Origin of the sequence: Enterobacter sp. KB-280D8, assembly GCF_041399405.1 — a bacterium.
Taxonomy (GTDB): domain Bacteria; phylum Pseudomonadota; class Gammaproteobacteria; order Enterobacterales; family Enterobacteriaceae; genus Enterobacter; species Enterobacter cloacae_N.
Genome location: NZ_JBGKEC010000004.1, coordinates 439,467 through 458,387, shown reverse-complemented (window position 1 = coordinate 458,387; position 18,921 = coordinate 439,467). Strand labels below are relative to the sequence as shown.

Below are 18,921 nucleotides of genomic sequence, written 5' to 3'. Positions count from 1 at the left end.
GGATGATTAGTCGCGTTAAAGGTTGGGTGTTGGCTGCGACGGTGCTGCTGTGCGCGCAGGCCGGGGCGGCAAGCCTTTCGGATATTCAGGTGTCAAACGGCGAAAGCCAGGCCCGGATCACGTTCAGCTTTATGGGTGACCCTGAATATGCGTTTTCACAGCCAGACAGCCGCAGCGTGGCGCTGGATATCAAACAGACTGGCGTGATCCAGGGATTACCGCTGCGGTTCAGCGGTAACAACCTGGTGAAAAGTATCCGTTCGGGTACCCCGCAGGACAGCCAGTCGCTGCGTCTGGTGGTCGATCTGACCGAAAAGGGTAAAACGAAGGCGGTGAAGCAGCAAAACGGGGCGAACTATACGGTGGTCTTCACCATCAATGCCGATGTTCCGCCGCCTCCGCCGCCACCGGTTGTCGCGAAACGCGTGGAAGAGCCGGTCTATACGCCGCGCCCATCGGAACCTGCGCGTAATCCGTTTAAATCTCAGAACGATCGCATCACCGCGGCAACCAGCAGCAATACGGTAACGCGTCCGGCGTCCAGCGCGCGGCGTGCGGTCAGCGGTGATAAAGTGATTATCGCCATTGATGCCGGGCACGGTGGTCAGGACCCTGGTGCGATTGGCCCGGGCGGCACGCGAGAGAAAAATGTCACTATTGCAGTGGCCCGCAAGCTGCGGACGTTGTTAAACGACGATCCGATGTTTAAAGGCGTACTGACGCGCGACGGCGACTATTTTATCTCTGTGATGGGCCGCTCAGACGTGGCGCGTAAGCAAAACGCCAATTTCCTGGTCTCCATTCACGCGGATGCCGCACCGAACCGTAACGCGACGGGCGCCTCGGTATGGGTCCTGTCGAACCGTCGGGCGAACAGCGAAATGGCAAACTGGCTGGAAGAGCATGAGAAACAGTCTGAACTGTTAGGCGGCGCGGGTGATGTGCTGGCTAACAGCCAGTCTGACCCGTATCTCAGCCAGGCGGTGCTGGATTTACAGTTCGGTCATTCTCAGCGCGTCGGGTATGATGTCGCCACTAACGTATTGAATCAGCTGCAGGGCATCGGAGCATTGCATAAGCGTCGCCCGGAACATGCGAGCCTGGGCGTTCTGCGTTCGCCGGATATTCCGTCAATTTTGGTGGAGACGGGCTTTATCAGCAATAACAGCGAAGAGCGCCTGCTGGGCAGCGACAGCTACCAGCAGCAAATTGCCGAAGCGATATACAACGGTTTACGTAAATATTTTGAGGCGCATCCTCTGCAGTCCGCGCCGCAGGGCGGGGCAGCCCAGACGGCCAGCGCCGCGCAGCCGGGTGAGTTGACCGCCACAAATTAAGGAGAATTCATGCCGATTCAGGTTCTGCCGCCGCAGCTCGCGAACCAAATCGCCGCCGGTGAGGTGGTGGAACGCCCTGCGTCGGTAGTGAAAGAGCTGGTGGAAAACAGCCTCGATGCGGGCGCAACCCGCATTGATATTGATATTGAACGCGGCGGCGCGAAGCTTATCCGCATTCGCGACAACGGCTGCGGGATCAAAAAAGAGGAGCTGGCGCTGGCGCTGGCGCGTCATGCCACCAGTAAAATTGCCTCTCTGGATGACCTGGAAGCTATTATCAGCCTCGGTTTTCGCGGCGAAGCGCTGGCCAGTATCAGTTCGGTTTCTCGTTTAACGCTGACCTCCCGCACCGCTGAACAGCAGGAAGCCTGGCAGGCCTACGCTGAAGGGCGGGATATGGACGTGACGGTCAAACCCGCGGCGCACCCTGTCGGTACCACGCTGGAAGTTCTGGATCTGTTCTACAACACTCCCGCCCGCCGCAAGTTTATGCGTACCGAAAAAACCGAGTTCGGCCATATCGACGAGATCATCCGCCGAATTGCGCTCGCCCGTTTCGACGTCACCATCAACCTCAGCCATAACGGCAAGGTAATGCGCCAGTACCGCGCGGTGGCTGAAGGTGGGCAGAAAGAGCGACGTTTAGGGGCTATCTGCGGGACGCCGTTCCTGGAACAGGCGCTGGCTATCGAGTGGCAGCACGGCGATCTGGCTTTACGTGGCTGGGTGGCCGATCCGCATGCCAGCAGCGCGGCGTTCTCTGAAATTCAGTATTGCTACGTTAACGGCCGTATGATGCGCGACCGCCTCATTAACCACGCCATTCGCCAGGCCTGCGAAGATAAGCTCGGGGCAGATCAGCAACCTGCCTTTGTACTTTATCTGGAGATCGACCCGCATCAGGTGGATGTCAACGTCCATCCTGCCAAGCATGAGGTGCGGTTCCATCAGTCGCGTCTGGTACATGATTTTATCTACCAGGGCGTGCTGAGCGTACTGCAACAGCAGCTTGAACCCACACTGCCGCTGGAAAAAGAAGACTCCGCACCGCGCCCCATTCCGGAAAATCGTGTCGCTGCGGGTCGCAACCATTTTGCGGAGCCTGCCGTCGCGCGTGAACCGGACGCCCCGCGTTTCTCCTCAGCAGGGGCCGCACCGCGTCCGACGGGCGCGAACTACCCGAACGCTCAGCCCGGCTATCAAAAGCAGCAGGGGGCGCTGTACCGTAAACTGCTGGAAACGCCGGCAGTCGAGCGCAAAGAGCACGTTGCGGTGGCGACACCTTCCCTTGAAGGCCATAGCCAGAGTTTTGGCCGGGTGCTGACGATTATCGCACCGGATATGGCGCTGCTTGAGCGCGACGGCAAACTGCTGCTTCTGGCGCTGCCGGTTGCCGAACGCTGGCTCAAGCAGGCGCAGCTGACGCCGGGGGATAATGTGGCATGTGCGCAGCCGCTGTTAATCCCGGTTCGCCTGAAAATATCCACTGAAGAAACAAGGGTATTGCAGCGTGCAGAGGCCCAGCTGGCGCAAATGGGCATTGAAATTGTGCTTGAACCACAACATGTGACAATTCGCGCAGTGCCTTTACCCTTACGCCAACAAAATTTACAAAACTTGATTCCTGAACTGATAGGCTACCTGGCGCAGCAGACATCGTTTGAGGCTGCCAACACCGCGCAGTGGATCGCCCGCCATCTGGCCAGCGAACATTCACCGTGGAGTATGGCGCAGGCGATTACCGTGCTTGCGGAGGTGGAACGCCTCTGCCCACAGCTGGTGAAAGCGCCGCCGGGTGGGTTATTACAACCTGTTGATTTAAAAACGGCGATGACCGCCCTGAAACATGACTGACGTAAGTAAGGCGAGCCTGCCAAAGGCAATTTTTTTAATGGGCCCAACGGCCTCGGGCAAAACGGCGTTAGCCATTGAGTTACGTAAAGTTTTGCCTGTAGAGTTGATTAGCGTTGATTCCGCCCTCATCTATCGAGGGATGGACATCGGCACGGCGAAGCCCGGCGCAGATGAACTGCGTGCGGCACCGCACCGTTTGCTGGATATTCTCGACCCGGCAGAGGCTTACTCCGCAGCGGATTTCCGCCGGGATGCCTTAGCCGAGATGGCCGAGATCACCGCCGCGGGGCGTATACCGCTGTTGGTTGGCGGAACCATGCTCTACTTCAAGGCGCTGCTCGAAGGGTTGTCTCCTTTACCTTCCGCGGACCCTGAGGTGAGAGCAAAGATTGAGCAGCAGGCGGCAGAGCAGGGATGGGACGTATTGCATAAGCAACTGGCGGAGGTTGACCCGGTTGCGGCAGCGCGGATCCATCCAAATGATCCGCAAAGGCTTTCCCGGGCACTGGAAGTTTTTTTCATTTCGGGTAAAACTTTAACGGAACTGACGCAAACGTCAGGAGACGCTCTGCCGTATCAGGTGCATCAGTTCGCCATCGCCCCGGCGAGCCGTGAACTGCTCCATCAACGAATTGAGCAGCGTTTTCATCAGATGTTGGCTTCAGATTTTGAAGCAGAAGTGCGGGCGCTATTTGCCCGTGGAGATTTGCATACGGATATGCCTTCCGTTCGTTGTGTGGGATACCGCCAGATGTGGTCGTATCTTGAAGGTGAGATTTCATACGATGAAATGGTTTATCGAGGTGTTTGCGCCACGAGACAGTTAGCGAAGCGCCAGATCACCTGGTTGCGCGGTTGGGAGGGAGTTCACTGGTTAGACAGTGAAAAACCGCAACAGGCGTTAAACGAGGTGATTGAGGTTGTTGGTGATATCGCCCACTGAATGTGTACAATTGAGACGTATCGTGCGCAATTTTTCAGAATCGCAAGGTTCTAAGTACAAAACAAGCATATAAGGAAAAGATAGAATGGCTAAGGGGCAATCTTTACAAGATCCGTTCCTGAACGCATTGCGTCGGGAACGTGTTCCAGTTTCTATTTATTTGGTGAATGGTATTAAGCTGCAAGGTCAGATTGAGTCTTTCGATCAGTTCGTGATCCTGTTGAAAAACACGGTCAGCCAGATGGTCTACAAGCACGCTATCTCTACTGTTGTTCCGTCCCGTCCGGTCTCTCATCACAGCAATAACGCTGGCGGCGGCACAGGCAGTAACTACCATCACGGCAGCAACGCGCAGGGTTCTTCAACGCCAGCGCAGGACAGCGACGAGACCGAATAAGGTTTCAGCTGTTATCCACACGGGGAGCCAGGGATCCTGCGTTCCCCGCTGATCTTTTTAGAGAGGTTTACGCTTGTTTGACCGTTATGATGCCGGTGAGCAGGCGGTGCTGGTACACATCTATTTTTCGCAAGACAAAGATATGGAAGACCTCCAGGAGTTTGAATCTCTGGTCTCTTCCGCCGGTGTCGAAGCAATGCAGGTGATTACCGGTAGCCGTAAAGCGCCGCACCCAAAGTATTTTGTTGGTGAAGGTAAAGCAGTAGAAATTGCGGATGCCGTAAAAGCAACCGGCGCGTCAGTCGTGTTGTTTGATCATGCGCTGTCTCCAGCCCAGGAGCGCAACCTGGAAGCTCTCTGCGAATGCCGTGTTATCGATCGCACGGGATTGATTTTAGATATTTTTGCTCAGCGTGCCCGAACCCACGAGGGGAAACTGCAGGTTGAGCTGGCGCAGTTGCGCCATCTGGCGACGCGTCTGGTGCGTGGCTGGACCCACCTTGAAAGACAAAAAGGCGGGATTGGTTTGCGCGGTCCGGGTGAAACCCAGCTCGAAACCGACCGCCGTTTGCTGCGTGGCCGTATTACCCAGATCCTCTCACGTCTGGAACGTGTAGAGAAACAGCGTGAACAGGGGCGTCGGGCGCGAACCAAAGCCGACATCCCAACGGTGTCGCTGGTGGGCTATACCAACGCCGGTAAATCCACCCTGTTTAACCAGATAACCGAGGCCAAGGTGTATGCCGCAGACCAGCTGTTTGCGACCCTGGACCCGACGCTGCGCCGCATTGACGTTGCAGACGTGGGTGAAACAGTGCTGGCGGATACCGTAGGGTTTATCCGCCATCTGCCGCACGATCTGGTGGCGGCGTTTAAGGCGACGTTGCAGGAGACGCGTCAGGCGACCCTGCTGCTGCACGTGATTGATGCGGCTGACGTACGCGTGCAGGAGAACATCGACGCGGTGAACGTGGTGCTGGAAGAAATTGACGCCCACGAAATTCCCACGCTGTTGGTGATGAATAAGATCGATATGCTGGAGGATTTCGAACCGCGTATCGACCGAGATGAAGAGAACAAACCGATTCGGGTCTGGCTTTCTGCTCAGGCCGGTATTGGTGTGCCACTGCTTTTCCAGGCTTTGACAGAACGTCTTTCCGGTGAGGTAGCTCAGCACACGCTGCGACTGCCGCCACAGGAAGGCAGGCTGCGCAGCCGGTTTTATCAGCTTCAGGCGATAGAAAAAGAGTGGATGGAGGATGACGGCAGCGTGGGGATGCAGGTGCGTATGCCGATCGTTGACTGGCGTCGCCTCTGTAAACAAGAACCTGCGCTGGCGGACTATATCGTCTGATCAGAAAGGGGAAGCCTGAAAAATTCGCCCTTGCATAACAAATATGGAGCATATACATGGCGTGGAATCAGCCCGGTAATAACGGACAAGACCGCGACCCGTGGGGAAGCAGCAATAATCAAGGCGGCAACTCTGGGGGAAATGGCAACAAAGGTGGTCGCGAGCAGGGGCCGCCGGATCTGGATGATATCTTCCGCAAGCTGAGCAAAAAGCTTGGTGGCCTTGGCGGAGGAAAAGGTTCAGGCTCGGGTGGCAGTTCCAGCCAGGGACCGCGCCCGCAATTAGGTGGCCGCCTGGTGGGCATCGTTGCTGCCGGGCTGGTGATCGTCTGGGCAGCCAGCGGGTTCTACACCATTAAAGAAGCAGAACGCGGCGTGGTCACCCGTTTCGGTAAGTTCAGCCATCTGGTTGAGCCGGGCCTGAACTGGAAACCGACCTTCATTGACGACGTTACTGCAGTCAACGTGGAGTCCGTCCGTGAACTGGCCGCCTCCGGCGTGATGCTGACCTCTGACGAAAACGTGGTGCGCGTCGAGATGAACGTGCAGTACCGCGTGACCGATCCTGAGCGTTATCTGTTTAGCGTGACCAGCGCCGATGACAGCCTGCGTCAGGCGACCGACAGCGCCCTGCGTGGTGTAATCGGCAAATACACGATGGACCGCATCCTGACCGAAGGTCGTACCGTTATTCGTAGCGATACCCAGCGCGAGCTGGAAGAGACGATTCGTCCGTACAACATGGGGATCACCCTGCTGGACGTCAACTTCCAGGCTGCGCGTCCGCCGGAAGAGGTGAAGGCCGCGTTTGATGATGCGATTGCCGCCCGTGAAAACGAACAGCAGTACATCCGCGAAGCAGAAGCGTACACCAACGAAGTGCAGCCGCGTGCTAACGGTCAGGCACAGCGTATTCTGGAAGAGGCGCGTGCGTATAAGACCCAGACCATCCTGGAAGCTCAGGGTGAAGTGGCTCGCTTCGCGCGCATCCTGCCGGAATACAAAGCCGCGCCGGAAATTACCCGCGAGCGTCTGTATATCGAGACCATGGAAAAAGTGCTGAGCCACACCCGCAAAGTGTTGGTTAACGATAGCAAAGGTGGAAACCTGATGGTTCTGCCGCTGGATCAGATGCTGAAAGGCGGTTCTGCGCCGGCAGCGAAAGACACCAGCGGAGCAAACAACCTGCTGCGTCTGCCGCCAGCCTCATCAGGCAGCTCCAGAGCGAACACAACGCCTTCTTCGAACGATGGTGACATTATGGACCAACGCCGTGCTAACGCGCAGCGTAACGACTACCAGCGTCAGGGGGAATAAGGATGCGTAAGTCAGTTATTGCGATCGTCGTCATCGTACTGGTCGTGCTGTATACCTCGATCTTTGTGGTGAAAGAGGGCGAGCGTGGGATCAAATTCCAGTTCAGCAGCGTCGTGCGTGACAGTGACAAACGTCCGGTGATTTACGAGCCGGGTCTGCACTTCAAGGTGCCGTTTATTCAGTCAGTGAAAACACTGGATGCGCGTATCCAGACCATGGACAACCAGGCTGACCGTTTCGTGACCAAAGAGAAGAAAGACCTGATCGTTGATTCTTATATCAAATGGCGCATCAGCGATTTCAGCCGCTACTTCCTGGCAACGGGCGGTGGTGACGTTTCTCAGGCGGAAGTGCTGCTGAAACGTAAGTTCTCTGACCGTCTGCGTTCTGAGATTGGTCGTCTGGATGTGAAAGACATCGTGACCGACTCCCGTGGTCGTCTGACGCTGGAAGTGCGCGATGCGCTGAACTCCGGTACAGCGGGTACGGAAGACGAAGTGGAAACGCCAGCAGCGGATGACGCGATTGCTAAAGCCGCTGAGCGCGTTCAGGCTGAAACCAACGGTAAAGTTCCGGTGATCAACCCGAACAGTATGGCAGCGCTGGGTATCGAAGTGGTTGACGTGCGTATCAAGCAGATCAACCTGCCAGCTGAAGTGTCCGAGGCGATCTACAACCGTATGCGCGCCGAGCGTGAAGCGGTAGCCCGTCGTCACCGTTCACAGGGTCAGGAAGAGGCGGAAAAACTGCGTGCGGCAGCGGACTATGAAGTGACCAAGACGCTGGCGGAATCTGAGCGTCAGGGCCGTATCCTGCGCGGTGAAGGCGATGCCGAAGCCGCGAAGCTGTTCGCCGATGCCTTCAGCCAGGATCCAGACTTCTACGCCTTTATCCGTAGCCTGCGCGCGTACGAGAATAGCTTCAAGAGCAACCAGGATGTGATGGTGCTCAGCCCGGACAGCGATTTCTTCCGTTATATGAAGACGCCGACCAACGCAACGCGATAAACTCAGGCTCGTTTGAGTATTCAAACCACCGCTCCCAACGGAGCGGTGGTTTTCTTTTATAAGGATGAAAAATGAATTCAACGATCTGGCTTGCGCTGGCCCTGGTTCTGGTGCTGGAAGGCCTCGGCCCGATGCTCTATCCGCGCGCATGGCGTCGTATGATCGCGACCATGAGCCAGCTGCCGGATAATATCTTGCGTCGTTTCGGCGGTGGTCTTGTGGTTGCCGGTATCGTTATCTACTACATGTTGAGGAAAACGATTGGCTGATCAAAAACTAGCCGCAATTGGCATATTTTAGGGTCAAAAAGTGCTGTATATCTGAAAAAGCGATGGTAGAATCCATTTTTAAGCAAACGGTGATTTTGAAAAAAATGGGTAACAACGTCGTCGTACTGGGCACCCAATGGGGTGACGAAGGTAAAGGGAAGATTGTTGATCTTCTGACTGAACGGGCTAAATATGTTGTACGCTACCAGGGCGGTCACAACGCAGGCCATACTCTCGTAATCAACGGTGAAAAAACCGTCCTCCATCTTATTCCATCAGGCATTCTTCGCGATAACGTCACCAGCATCATCGGTAACGGCGTTGTGCTGTCTCCTGCTGCGCTGATGAAAGAGATGAAAGGTCTGGAAGACCGTGGTATCCCTGTTCGTGAGCGTCTGCTGCTCTCCGAAGCCTGCCCGCTGATCCTGGACTATCACGTGGCGCTGGACGTAGCACGTGAAAAAGCGCGCGGCGCGAAAGCAATCGGCACCACCGGTCGTGGTATCGGCCCGGCTTACGAAGATAAAGTTGCACGTCGCGGTCTGCGCGTGGGCGACCTCTTCGACAAAGCGACCTTCGCTGAAAAACTGAAAGAAGTGATGGAATATCACAACTTCCAGCTGGTGAACTTCTACAAAGCTGACGCTGTTGACTACCAGAAAGTGCTGGATGACGTCATGGCGATTGCAGACATTCTGACCGGTATGGTTGTTGATGTGTCCGATCTGCTGGACCAGGCGCGCAAGCGTGGCGATTTCGTCATGTTCGAAGGTGCGCAGGGTACGCTGCTGGACATCGACCACGGTACCTATCCGTACGTAACCTCCTCTAACACCACCGCGGGTGGCGTGGCGACCGGCTCTGGCCTGGGTCCACGTTATGTGGATTACGTTCTGGGCATCATCAAAGCGTACTCCACTCGCGTGGGTGCGGGTCCATTCCCGACCGAACTGTTTGATGAAACCGGCGAGTTCCTGTGCAAGCAGGGTAACGAGTTTGGCGCGACCACCGGTCGTCGTCGTCGTACCGGCTGGCTGGATGCGGTTGCAGTGCGTCGTGCAGTGCAGATCAACTCCTTGTCTGGCTTCTGCCTGACCAAGCTGGACGTGTTGGACGGCCTGAAAGAAGTGAAAATCTGCGTAGGCTACCGTATGCCAGATGGCCGTGAAGTGACCACCACTCCGCTGGCCGCTGACGACTGGGAAGGCATCGAGCCAATCTACGAAACCATGCCGGGCTGGTCTGAGACCACTTTCGGTGTGAAAGAGCGTAGCGGCCTGCCGCAGGCGGCGCTGGATTACATCAAGCGCATCGAAGAACTGACCGAAGTGCCGATCGATATTATTTCTACCGGCCCGGATCGTACTGAAACGATGATTCTGCGCGACCCGTTCGACGCATAATCTTCGTGACTGCTGGCCTGCGGGGAGACCCGCAGGCCGGATAAGCGTAGCGCCAACCGGCGACCGCTCCTGGATCTCCGCTTTTTCGCCCCGTCTGTCAAATAAATTAGCCCCTAACTATCTGGCTGGTTTATCATCATTAATGAATATCTCAGCGGTTTGACCGCGATTTCCCTTTTTCCTGAGGTTGATGTGCAGTTAACAAGTTTCACCGATTACGGCTTACGCGCGCTGATTTACATGGCGTCGTTACCCGAAGGGAAGATGACCAGTATCTCTGAAGTGACAGAGGTATACGGTGTATCCCGTAATCATATGGTCAAAATAATCAATCAACTTAGCCGTGCCGGATACGTTGCTGCCGTCCGCGGGAAGAATGGAGGGATCCGTCTTGGTAAACCGGCACAGAGTATTCGTATCGGGGATGTGGTACGCGAGCTGGAGCCCTTGTCTCTGGTGAACTGCAGCAGCGAGTTCTGCCACATTACGCCCGCTTGCCGCCTGAAACAGGCGCTTTCTAAGGCCGTGCAAAGTTTTCTCAAGGAACTGGATAACTACACGCTGGCCGATTTGGTTGAAGAGAATCAACCGCTTTATAAATTATTGCTGGTGGAATGAAGAAAATTTCCACCGGAGCTGACAACGGAGGAACCGACATGTCACAAGATCCTTTCCAGGAACGCGAAGCCGAAAAATACGCGAATCCTATTCCCAGCCGCGAGTTCATCATTGAACACTTAACAAAACGCGAAAAACCCGCCAATCGTGAAGAACTTGCCGTTGAATTAAATATTGAAGGTGAAGAGCAAATTGAAGCCCTTCGCCGCCGCCTGCGCGCCATGGAGCGCGACGGGCAGTTGGTCTTTACCCGCCGCCAGTGCTACGCGCTGCCTGAACGCCTCGACCTGCTGAAAGGCACCGTGATTGGTCACCGTGACGGCTTTGGCTTCCTGCGCGTGGAAGGCCGTAAAGACGATCTGTATCTCTCATCCGAACAGATGAAAATGTGTATCCACGGCGACCAGATCCTGGCGCAGCCGCTGGGTGCCGACCGTAAAGGCCGCCGCGAGGCGCGCGTGGTTCGCGTGCTGGTGCCGAAAACCAGCCAGATTGTGGGCCGCTACTTTACCGATGCGGGCGTGGGTTTTGTTGTGCCGGACGACAGCCGTCTGAGCTTCGATATTCTGATCCCACCTGAAGAGGTGATGGGCGCGCGCATGGGCTTTGTGGTGGTGGTGGAACTTACCCAGCGCCCAACCCGTCGCACCAAAGCGGTCGGGAAAATCGTCGAAGTGCTGGGCGATAACATGGGCACCGGCATGGCCGTCGATATGGCGCTGCGCACGCATGAGATCCCGTACGTCTGGCCGAAAGCGGTCGAGGAGCAGATTGAAAACCTGCGTGAAGAAGTGCCGGAAGAGTCCAAAGCGGGCCGTGTGGATCTGCGCTCCCTGCCGCTGGTCACCATTGATGGTGAAGATGCCCGCGACTTCGATGACGCCGTCTACTGCGAGAAAAAACGCGGCGGCGGCTGGCGTCTGTGGGTGGCGATTGCTGACGTAAGCTACTACGTTCGTCCGCACACGCCGCTGGATAACGAAGCGCGCAGCCGCGGTACGTCGGTCTACTTCCCGTCTCAGGTTGTACCGATGCTGCCGGAAGTGCTCTCAAACGGCCTGTGTTCCCTTAACCCGCAGGTTGACCGCCTCTGTATGGTTTGCGAGATGACTATCTCCACCAAAGGGCGCTTAACGGGCTACAAATTCTACGAAGCGGTGATGAGCTCGCACGCGCGTCTGACCTATACCAAGGTCTGGCATATGCTGCAGGGCGACCAGGATCTTCGCGAGCAGTACGCGCCGCTGGTTAAGCACATCGAAGAGCTGCATAACCTCTACAAAACGCTGGATCAGGCGCGCGAAGAGCGCGGCGGGATCTCCTTTGAGAGCGAAGAAGCGAAGTTTATCTTCAATGCGGAACGCCGCATTGAGCGTATCGAGCAGACCCAGCGTAACGATGCGCACAAGCTGATCGAAGAGTGTATGATTCTGGCGAACATCTCGGCGGCGAGATTTGTTGAGAAAGCCAAAGAGCCTGCGCTGTTCCGTATCCACGATAAGCCGTCGACGGAAGCCATCACCGCGTTCCGCTCCGTGCTGGCTGAACTGGGTCTGGAGCTGCCTGGCGGTAACAAGCCAGAGCCGCGTGATTACGCCGAGCTGCTGGAGTCCATTGGCGACCGTCCTGACGCAGAAATGCTGCAGACGATGCTGCTGCGCTCTATGAAGCAGGCTATTTACGATCCGGAAAACCGGGGGCACTTCGGCCTGGCGCTGCAGTCTTACGCGCACTTTACCTCGCCGATCCGCCGCTATCCTGACCTGTCCCTGCACCGTGCGATCAAGTATCTGCTGGCGCAGGAGCTGGGTCATAAAGGGAACACCACCGAAACCGGCGGGTATCACTATTCGATGGAAGAGATGCTGCAGCTGGGCCAGCACTGTTCCATGACCGAACGCCGTGCTGATGAAGCCACGCGTGACGTAGCGGACTGGCTGAAGTGTGACTTTATGCTGGACCAGGTGGGCAATGTCTTTAAAGGCGTGATTGCCAGCGTTACCGGCTTTGGTTTCTTCGTTCGTCTGGATGAGCTGTTCATCGACGGCCTGGTGCACGTCTCCAGCCTGGATAACGACTACTACCGCTTCGACCAGGTCGGCCAGCGCCTGATTGGCGAATCTGGCGGCCAGACCTATCGTCTGGGCGACCGTGTGGAAGTGAAGGTTGAAGCCGTGAATATGGACGACCGTAAAATCGACTTCAGCCTGATCTCCAGCGAGCGCGCGCCGCGTAACGTCGGTAAAACCGAGCGTGAAAGGGCGAAAAAGGGCGGCAACGGTAAAGCGAGCGGTAAACGTCGGCAGGCAGGCAAAAAGGTAAACTTCGAGCCGGACAGCGCGTTCCGCGGCGAGAAGAAACAGAAGCCGAAGGCGGCGAAGAAAGAAGCCCGTTCAGCGAAAAAGCCTTCCGCGAAAACGCAGAAAATTGCTGCCGCCACCAAAGCGAAGCGCGCGGCCAAGAAAAAGCAGGCGGAGTAATTCTCCCCTCACCCTGACCCTCTCCCCAACCGGGAGAGGGGAAATACTTATTACGAGAACCATCAATGAGTGAAATGATTTACGGCATCCACGCGGTGCAGGCCCTTCTCGAGCGCGCACCGGAGCGTTTTCAGGAAGTGTTTATTCTGAAAGGACGTGAAGATAAGCGTCTGATGCCGCTGATCCACGCGCTGGAAGCGCAGGGCGTGGTGATCCAGCTGGCTAACCGCCAGTTCCTGGATGAGAAAAGCGAAGGCGCGGTGCACCAGGGGATTATTGCCCGCGTGAAGCCGGGCCGTCAGTATCAGGAAAACGATCTGCCGGATCTGATTGCCGGGCTGGATAACCCGTTCTTCCTGATCCTCGATGGCGTAACCGATCCGCATAACCTCGGCGCGTGCCTGCGCAGCGCCGATGCGGCGGGCGTGCACGCGGTGATCGTGCCGAAAGATCGCTCCGCACAGCTGAACGCGACTGCGAAGAAAGTGGCCTGCGGCGCGGCGGAAAACGTTCCGCTGATCCGCGTGACCAACCTGGCGCGCACCATGCGTATGCTGCAGGAAGAGAACATCTGGATCGTCGGTACCGCCGGTGAAGCGGATCATACTCTGTACCAGAGCAAAATGACCGGCCGTCTGGCGCTGGTTATGGGAGCGGAAGGCGAAGGCATGCGTCGTCTGACCCGCGAACACTGCGACGAGCTGATTAGCATCCCGATGGCGGGCAGCGTGTCGTCTCTGAACGTTTCCGTTGCGACGGGCATCTGCCTGTTTGAAGCGGTGCGCCAGCGCGGGTAGCCTGTTGTGCCGGGTGGCGGCTTCGCCTTACCCGGCCTACAAAGGCACGGTACCGTAGGCCCGGTAAGCGCAGCGCCACCGGGCATTAACCTCACTCCTCCAGCAACCGCAAATGGTCATCCTTCCTCAGCGTCATCAGCGCGAAAATACTCACTACCGCCGTCGCCATCACGTAATACGCCGGAATATCCAGGTTGCCCGTCTGCTTAATCAGCCCGGTAATGATTAGCCCTGCACATCCTGAGAAAATCGCGTTCGACAAAGAGTAGGCCAGCCCCAGCCCCGTATAGCGCACGCGAGTCGGGAACATCTCAGATAGCATTGCCGGGCCCGGCCCCGCCAGCATGCCCACCAGACCGCCCGCAATGAGTACCACACCAGCCTTCACCGCCAGCGTGCTCGACTCCGCCTGAAGAATTTTCAGCAGCGGCAGGGCGAGGATCAGCAGCAGCGCGGTAGCGATAATCATCACCGTGCGGCGGCCAATCCTGTCGCTCAGGATCCCGGCCGGGATAATCGTCAGCGCAAAGCCGATATTCGAAATCACCGCGATCAGCAGCGCCTGGTTAAAGCCGGTGTGCAGCGCCGACTGCAGGTAGGTTGGCATAATCACCAGATAGGTATATCCCGCCGCGGACCAGACCATCACGCGCCCAATGCCCATCAGGATGGTTTTGAGCGTGGCGGAAGTGCTGGCCTGAGCAGCAGCCGGTTTTTCCTGCTGCTGCACAAAGCTCGGCGTCTCTTCCATACTCACCCGCAGCCATAGCGCGACCGCACCCATCGGCAGGGCAAGGAAGAACGGAATGCGCCAGCCCCAGTCATGCAGGTCTTCAGGGGTAAGAACGGCAGAGAGCAGCGCGACAATAGCAGCGCCCGCTAACAGCCCGAGCGCTACGGTAAAGGACTGCCACGCGCCGTACAGGCCGCGCTTGCCGCGCGGGGCGAACTCGGTCATCAGCGAGACCGCACCGCCGTACTCGCCGCCCGCGAACAGCCCCTGCAGGATGCGCAGCAGCGTAATGATTAACGGCGCAGCAATGCCGATACTGGCGTAGACGGGCACGATGCCGATGGCCGTGGTGGCGAGCGTCATCAGCACCAGCACAATAATCAGCGTCGGTTTTCGCCCAATCCTGTCGCCAATTCGGCCAAATACCACCGCACCCAGCGGACGGAAGAAGAAGGCGATGGCAAACGAGGCCCAGGTGAGGATCAGACTGGTCAGTCCCGCCTCTCCCTCAAGCTGGAAGAAGTTCTTCGCAATCACGGTCGCCAGAAAACCGTAGACCGCAAACTCATACCACTCGATGAAGTTACCAATGGAGCCTGCAATTAATGCACGCTTGTGCGCATCCTGTTGCATAACGATCCTCACAAAGACGGGTTAAGAATAAATTATTCAACATAAGCGGGGTAATGAAATAGTTTATTCTTATGTTCTGTGAGCTATTTCACGAATGATATCAGCGGGATCACCACCGTGTGACCTCAATCCCATACAGCGTGCACGCGGTCTGTCCATACTTACCTTCATTGCCACTGAAGGAGGGAGACAGCATGCACTGGCAGACCCATACCGTTTTTAATCAACCTGCCCCACTCTCTAACAGCAACCTTTTCCTTTCAGACTGCGCCCTGCGTGATGCGGTGGCGCGTGAAGGGGCCGAGTGGGATATAGAACTCCTCGCCAGCATTGGTCAGCAGTTGGGTACGGCGGAATCGCTGGAGCTGGGCAGGCTCGCGAACGTGAATCCACCGGAGCTATTACGCTACGACGCCACCGGAGAGCGGCTGGATGACGTTCGCTTTCACCCCGCGTGGCACCTGCTGATGCAGGGGCTCTGCGCCAACCGGGTACATAATCTGGCATGGGAGGAAGAAGCGCGAAAAGGCTCTTTTGTCGCCAGGGCCGCGCGCTTCGTGCTCCATGCTCAGGTAGAAGCGGGGACGTTATGCCCGGTGACCATGACCTTTGCCGCCACGCCGCTGTTGCAGCAGTCGCTGCCCAAACCGTTTCATGGCTGGTTAATGCCGCTGATGAGCGATCGCTACGATCCCCATCTCGCGCCGGGTGGGCAAAAGCGCGGCCTGCTGATCGGCATGGGGATGACGGAAAAGCAGGGCGGCTCAGACGTGCTCAGCAATACCACCAGAGCGGAAAAATGCAGCGACGGCAGCTACCGGCTGGTGGGGCACAAGTGGTTTTTCTCCGTGCCGCAGAGCGATGCGCATCTGGTGCTGGCGCAGGCGAAAGGCGGTTTGTCCTGCTTTTTTGTTCCGCGTTTCTTGCCCGACGGACAGCGCAACGCCGTGCGCCTTGAGCGTCTGAAAGAGAAGCTTGGCAACCGCTCCAACGCCAGCAGTGAGGCGGAGTTCCTCGACGCTTCCGGCTGGCTGCTGGGGGAAGAGGGCGAAGGGGTACGGCAGATCCTCAAAATGGGCGGTCTGACGCGCTTTGACTGCGCCCTGGGCAGCCACGGGCTGATGCGTCGGGCGCTCTCGGTGGCGCTGTACCATGCCCATCAGCGGCAAACCTTCGGCAAAAATCTCATCGATCAGCCGTTAATGCGCGAAGCGTTAAGCCGCATGGCGCTGGTGCTGGAGGGGCAAACGGCGCTGCTGTTCCGCCTGGCCAGGGCGTGGGATAACCGTACCGAGCCGCAGGAGGCCGCCTGGGCAAGGCTTTTTACCCCGGCTGCAAAATTTAGCGTGTGCAAAGCGGGCATTCCGTTTGTCGCGGAGGCGATGGAGGTGTTGGGCGGCGTAGGGTATTGCGAGGAGAGTGAACTTCCGCGCCTGTATCGCGAGATGCCGGTGAACAGCATCTGGGAAGGATCGGGAAATATCATGTGCCTGGACGTGCTGCGCGTGCTGGCGAAGCAGCCAGGGATCCACGACCTGCTTGCCGATGAGTTTGCCCAGGTGAAAGGACAGGACCGACACTTTGACCGCAGCTGGCGGCAGCTTCAGCAAAAGCTGCGTAAACCGCAGGAGGCACAGGGGAGGGAGATCGCGCGGCAGCTCTTTTTGCTGGGCGCCGGAAGCCAGATGCTGCGGCACGCATCGCCGCCCGTGGCGCAGGCGTGGTGCCGCATGATGCTGGATACCCGTGGCGGTACGCTGATGAGCGAGCAGGTGCAAAGCGATCTGCTGCTGCGCGCCACGGGCAGGGTTGGCTAGCGCTTAAGCTGGAACAGGCTGACCAGTTGGGTAAGGTGTGACCCTTTCTCGCGCAGCGTGCGTGCGGTTTGCTCGCTGCGTGAGATGCGATCGGCGTTGATATGCGACGCTTCGCCAATGTGGGTCATCGCAAGATTGACCTGGCCGATCCCCGCGGACTGCTCGCGTGACGCATGGTTAATCTCCGTGACCAGCTGGCTGATGTTGTCGATATGAACGATGATGGAATCCATCGCCAGACGCGTCTGTTCAGACAGCGCGTGGCCTTCGCCCACTTTCCGTAGCGTATCGCCAATCAGCTGTTCAATCTCCTTCACCGCGTTAGCGCTGCGTCCTGCCAGGGCGCGAACTTCCTGCGCGACCACCGCAAACCCTTTTCCGTGCTCCCCTGCGCGTGCTGCTTCAACCGCCGCATTCAGCGCCAGAATATTGGTCTGGAACGCGATGGACTCGATTACGCGCGTGATGTCTTCGATGCGTTTTGACGCTTCGCGAATGTCGTCCATCGTGGCAACCGCATGGGTTACCGTTTCACCACCCTGATGAACCGCGCGTGAGGTTTCACCTACCAACTGCTGCGTTTGCTCCATGTTGGCGGCATTTTGCTGCACAGTTGCGGCCAGTTGCTCCATGCTGGCGGAGGTTTCTTCCACGCTGCTGGCCTGCTTGTTGATCTGCTCGGAGATGTCTCCGGTATCGGAGGCCAGCGCATTGGTGCCCAGATGGATCTCGCCCGCGGCTTCACGGACCTGCAGGACAATTTTTTGTAGCCCATCGCCAATACCGTTGATGGCATCAACCAGCTGACCAACCTCATCCTGACGGGTGACGGGCAGGCTGGAGCGCAAATCGCCTGCGGCATACTGGCGGGCCAGGTCAATCACGTTACGCAGCGGACGGGTCAGCATCCGGCGAATAAGCACCACAAACAGGCCCGCGAAGAGGACTGACAACGCTACGCCGGCCAGCAGGAAACGGTCGCGCATGGTGTTAACGCTCGCGAGCAGGACTGATTTATCCACTTCACCGACGATGGTCCAGTTCCAGCCGGGCAGCGGCGTATAGGCCATTTTCAGCGTGCGGCCGTCGTCGCTTACGCGTTCCAGCGTACCTGAGGAATCGCTCAGCAGCTGCTGTTGGGTGGCGCTATCCCACTTCGGCTGTTTTCCCTCTTCGCTGGCATGGAACAGATACTGACCGCGCGTTTTGCCGTTGCTGCGGTCCAGCACAAAGAAGTGCCCGCTCTCGCCCAGGCGGCGGTTAAGGATTTTCTCGCGCATGACGTTCCAGGAGTGAGTGATATCCACCCCAACGAAGATGATCCCAATGACCTGGCCTTCACTATCCTTCACGGGCTGGTACTGGGTGATGTAGCGTTTGCCAAACAGGAGCGCCAGGCCGCGGTAGACTTCACCTTTGCTGACGGCGGCAAACGCCGGGCTGCTCGCGTCCAGAACGGTTCCCATGGCGCGATCGCCATTCTCTTTGCGCAGGGAAGTGGCAACGCGAATGAAGTCATTACCGCTGCGAACAAACAGCGTGGAGATTGCTCCTGTACGACTCAGAAAGTCATCAGAAAATGTCGTGTTTTCATGGAGTTCAGCGTCGCCCCCTTTCAGCAGGGGAACGGTGAGCCCGTTAATGGTCCGGGTCTGATTAGTATCGACGCTAAACGGCTGGGGCAGAAATGTTGTAAACAGTCTGGTATAGCTTTCGACTTCCTCGCTCAGGCTGGTATTAAACATCTGCACCATGTCGACCATACCGGTGGACTGATTATGCAGATCTTCTACCGCGAGGGCTTCAAGCTGCTGGCTGGCTTTTTGGCTGAGCAGGAAAGTGAAAAGCAGAAACAGCGTGGCGACACTGACGCCCGTCAGCAGCGACAGCTTTGTTCCAAGACCCGCACGGCGGAAAAAATTGATCATAAATTGCTCATCATTGAAAAGGTATGGTTCTTCAA

Annotated in this window: 15 protein-coding genes; 13 read left to right on the top strand and 2 right to left on the bottom strand. The window is 57.3% G+C overall.

Annotated features, from left to right (window positions below; translation table 11 throughout):
• Positions 1-2: 2 nt before the first annotated feature.
• The 12 genes from amiB to rlmB all read left to right on the top strand — a co-directional run bounded on the left by amiB (position 3) and on the right by rlmB (position 13,775).
• The gene (gene amiB, locus AB8818_RS15120) at positions 3-1,337 is read left to right on the top strand and encodes an N-acetylmuramoyl-L-alanine amidase AmiB (protein ID WP_116343617.1); all 1,335 of its coding nucleotides are present in this window, start codon (positions 3-5) and stop codon (positions 1,335-1,337) included.
• A gap of 9 nt (positions 1,338-1,346) precedes the next feature.
• Complete coding sequence (gene mutL, locus AB8818_RS15115; protein ID WP_116343616.1) at positions 1,347-3,191, top strand: DNA mismatch repair endonuclease MutL; 1,845 nt, start codon at positions 1,347-1,349, stop codon at positions 3,189-3,191.
• Positions 3,184-4,134: a tRNA (adenosine(37)-N6)-dimethylallyltransferase MiaA gene (gene miaA / locus AB8818_RS15110; RefSeq protein WP_116343615.1), complete on the top strand. Its 951-nt coding sequence runs from the start codon at positions 3,184-3,186 to the stop codon at positions 4,132-4,134. Before mutL ends, miaA begins: the two co-directional genes overlap by 8 nt.
• 85 nt (positions 4,135-4,219) lie before the next feature.
• Entirely contained in the window at positions 4,220-4,531 is a 312-nt protein-coding gene (gene hfq / locus AB8818_RS15105; RefSeq protein WP_008502919.1) for an RNA chaperone Hfq, read from the top strand.
• Positions 4,532-4,604: 73 nt separating this feature from the next.
• Positions 4,605-5,885 (top strand): ribosome rescue GTPase HflX, encoded by a 1,281-nt coding sequence (gene hflX, locus AB8818_RS15100; protein WP_163330670.1) that lies wholly within the window; start codon positions 4,605-4,607, stop codon positions 5,883-5,885.
• Positions 5,886-5,941: 56 nt separating this feature from the next.
• Positions 5,942-7,201 (top strand): FtsH protease activity modulator HflK, encoded by a 1,260-nt coding sequence (hflK, locus tag AB8818_RS15095; protein WP_192984703.1) that lies wholly within the window; start codon positions 5,942-5,944, stop codon positions 7,199-7,201.
• A 2-nt stretch (positions 7,202-7,203) separates the two neighbouring features.
• Positions 7,204-8,208: a protease modulator HflC gene (hflC, locus tag AB8818_RS15090; protein ID WP_061099477.1), complete on the top strand. Its 1,005-nt coding sequence runs from the start codon at positions 7,204-7,206 to the stop codon at positions 8,206-8,208.
• A gap of 71 nt (positions 8,209-8,279) precedes the next feature.
• Positions 8,280-8,477 carry a DUF2065 domain-containing protein gene (locus tag AB8818_RS15085; RefSeq protein WP_003855996.1) on the top strand — a complete coding sequence of 66 codons (198 nt, stop codon included), beginning with the start codon at positions 8,280-8,282 and terminating at the stop codon, positions 8,475-8,477.
• Positions 8,478-8,581: 104 nt separating this feature from the next.
• Positions 8,582-9,880: an adenylosuccinate synthase gene (locus AB8818_RS15080; RefSeq protein WP_024907332.1), complete on the top strand. Its 1,299-nt coding sequence runs from the start codon at positions 8,582-8,584 to the stop codon at positions 9,878-9,880.
• A gap of 192 nt (positions 9,881-10,072) precedes the next feature.
• The gene (nsrR, locus tag AB8818_RS15075) at positions 10,073-10,498 is read left to right on the top strand and encodes a nitric oxide-sensing transcriptional repressor NsrR (RefSeq protein WP_061099476.1); all 426 of its coding nucleotides are present in this window, start codon (positions 10,073-10,075) and stop codon (positions 10,496-10,498) included.
• A gap of 38 nt (positions 10,499-10,536) precedes the next feature.
• Complete coding sequence (rnr, locus tag AB8818_RS15070; protein ID WP_192984705.1) at positions 10,537-12,978, top strand: ribonuclease R; 2,442 nt, start codon at positions 10,537-10,539, stop codon at positions 12,976-12,978.
• 65 nt (positions 12,979-13,043) lie between these two features.
• Positions 13,044-13,775, top strand: coding sequence for a 23S rRNA (guanosine(2251)-2'-O)-methyltransferase RlmB (gene rlmB / locus AB8818_RS15065; protein WP_192984707.1), 732 nt, complete (start codon positions 13,044-13,046; stop codon positions 13,773-13,775).
• Positions 13,776-13,866: 91 nt separating this feature from the next.
• Here the strand turns inward: rlmB and AB8818_RS15060 are convergent, their stop codons facing one another.
• Positions 13,867-15,141, bottom strand: a complete 1,275-nt coding sequence (locus tag AB8818_RS15060) for an MFS transporter (RefSeq protein ID WP_192984709.1) — start codon at positions 15,139-15,141, stop codon at positions 13,867-13,869.
• A 194-nt stretch (positions 15,142-15,335) separates the two neighbouring features.
• Between AB8818_RS15060 and AB8818_RS15055 the strand changes: the two genes are divergently transcribed.
• Entirely contained in the window at positions 15,336-16,958 is a 1,623-nt protein-coding gene (locus AB8818_RS15055) for an isovaleryl-CoA dehydrogenase (RefSeq protein WP_192984711.1), read from the top strand.
• On the opposite strand, the gene AB8818_RS15050 is transcribed toward AB8818_RS15055, so the two are convergent.
• Entirely contained in the window at positions 16,955-18,886 is a 1,932-nt protein-coding gene (locus AB8818_RS15050) for a methyl-accepting chemotaxis protein (protein WP_163330675.1), read from the bottom strand. The two genes, AB8818_RS15055 and AB8818_RS15050, sit on opposite strands and share 4 nt — an antisense overlap.
• Positions 18,887-18,921 lie beyond the last annotated feature (35 nt).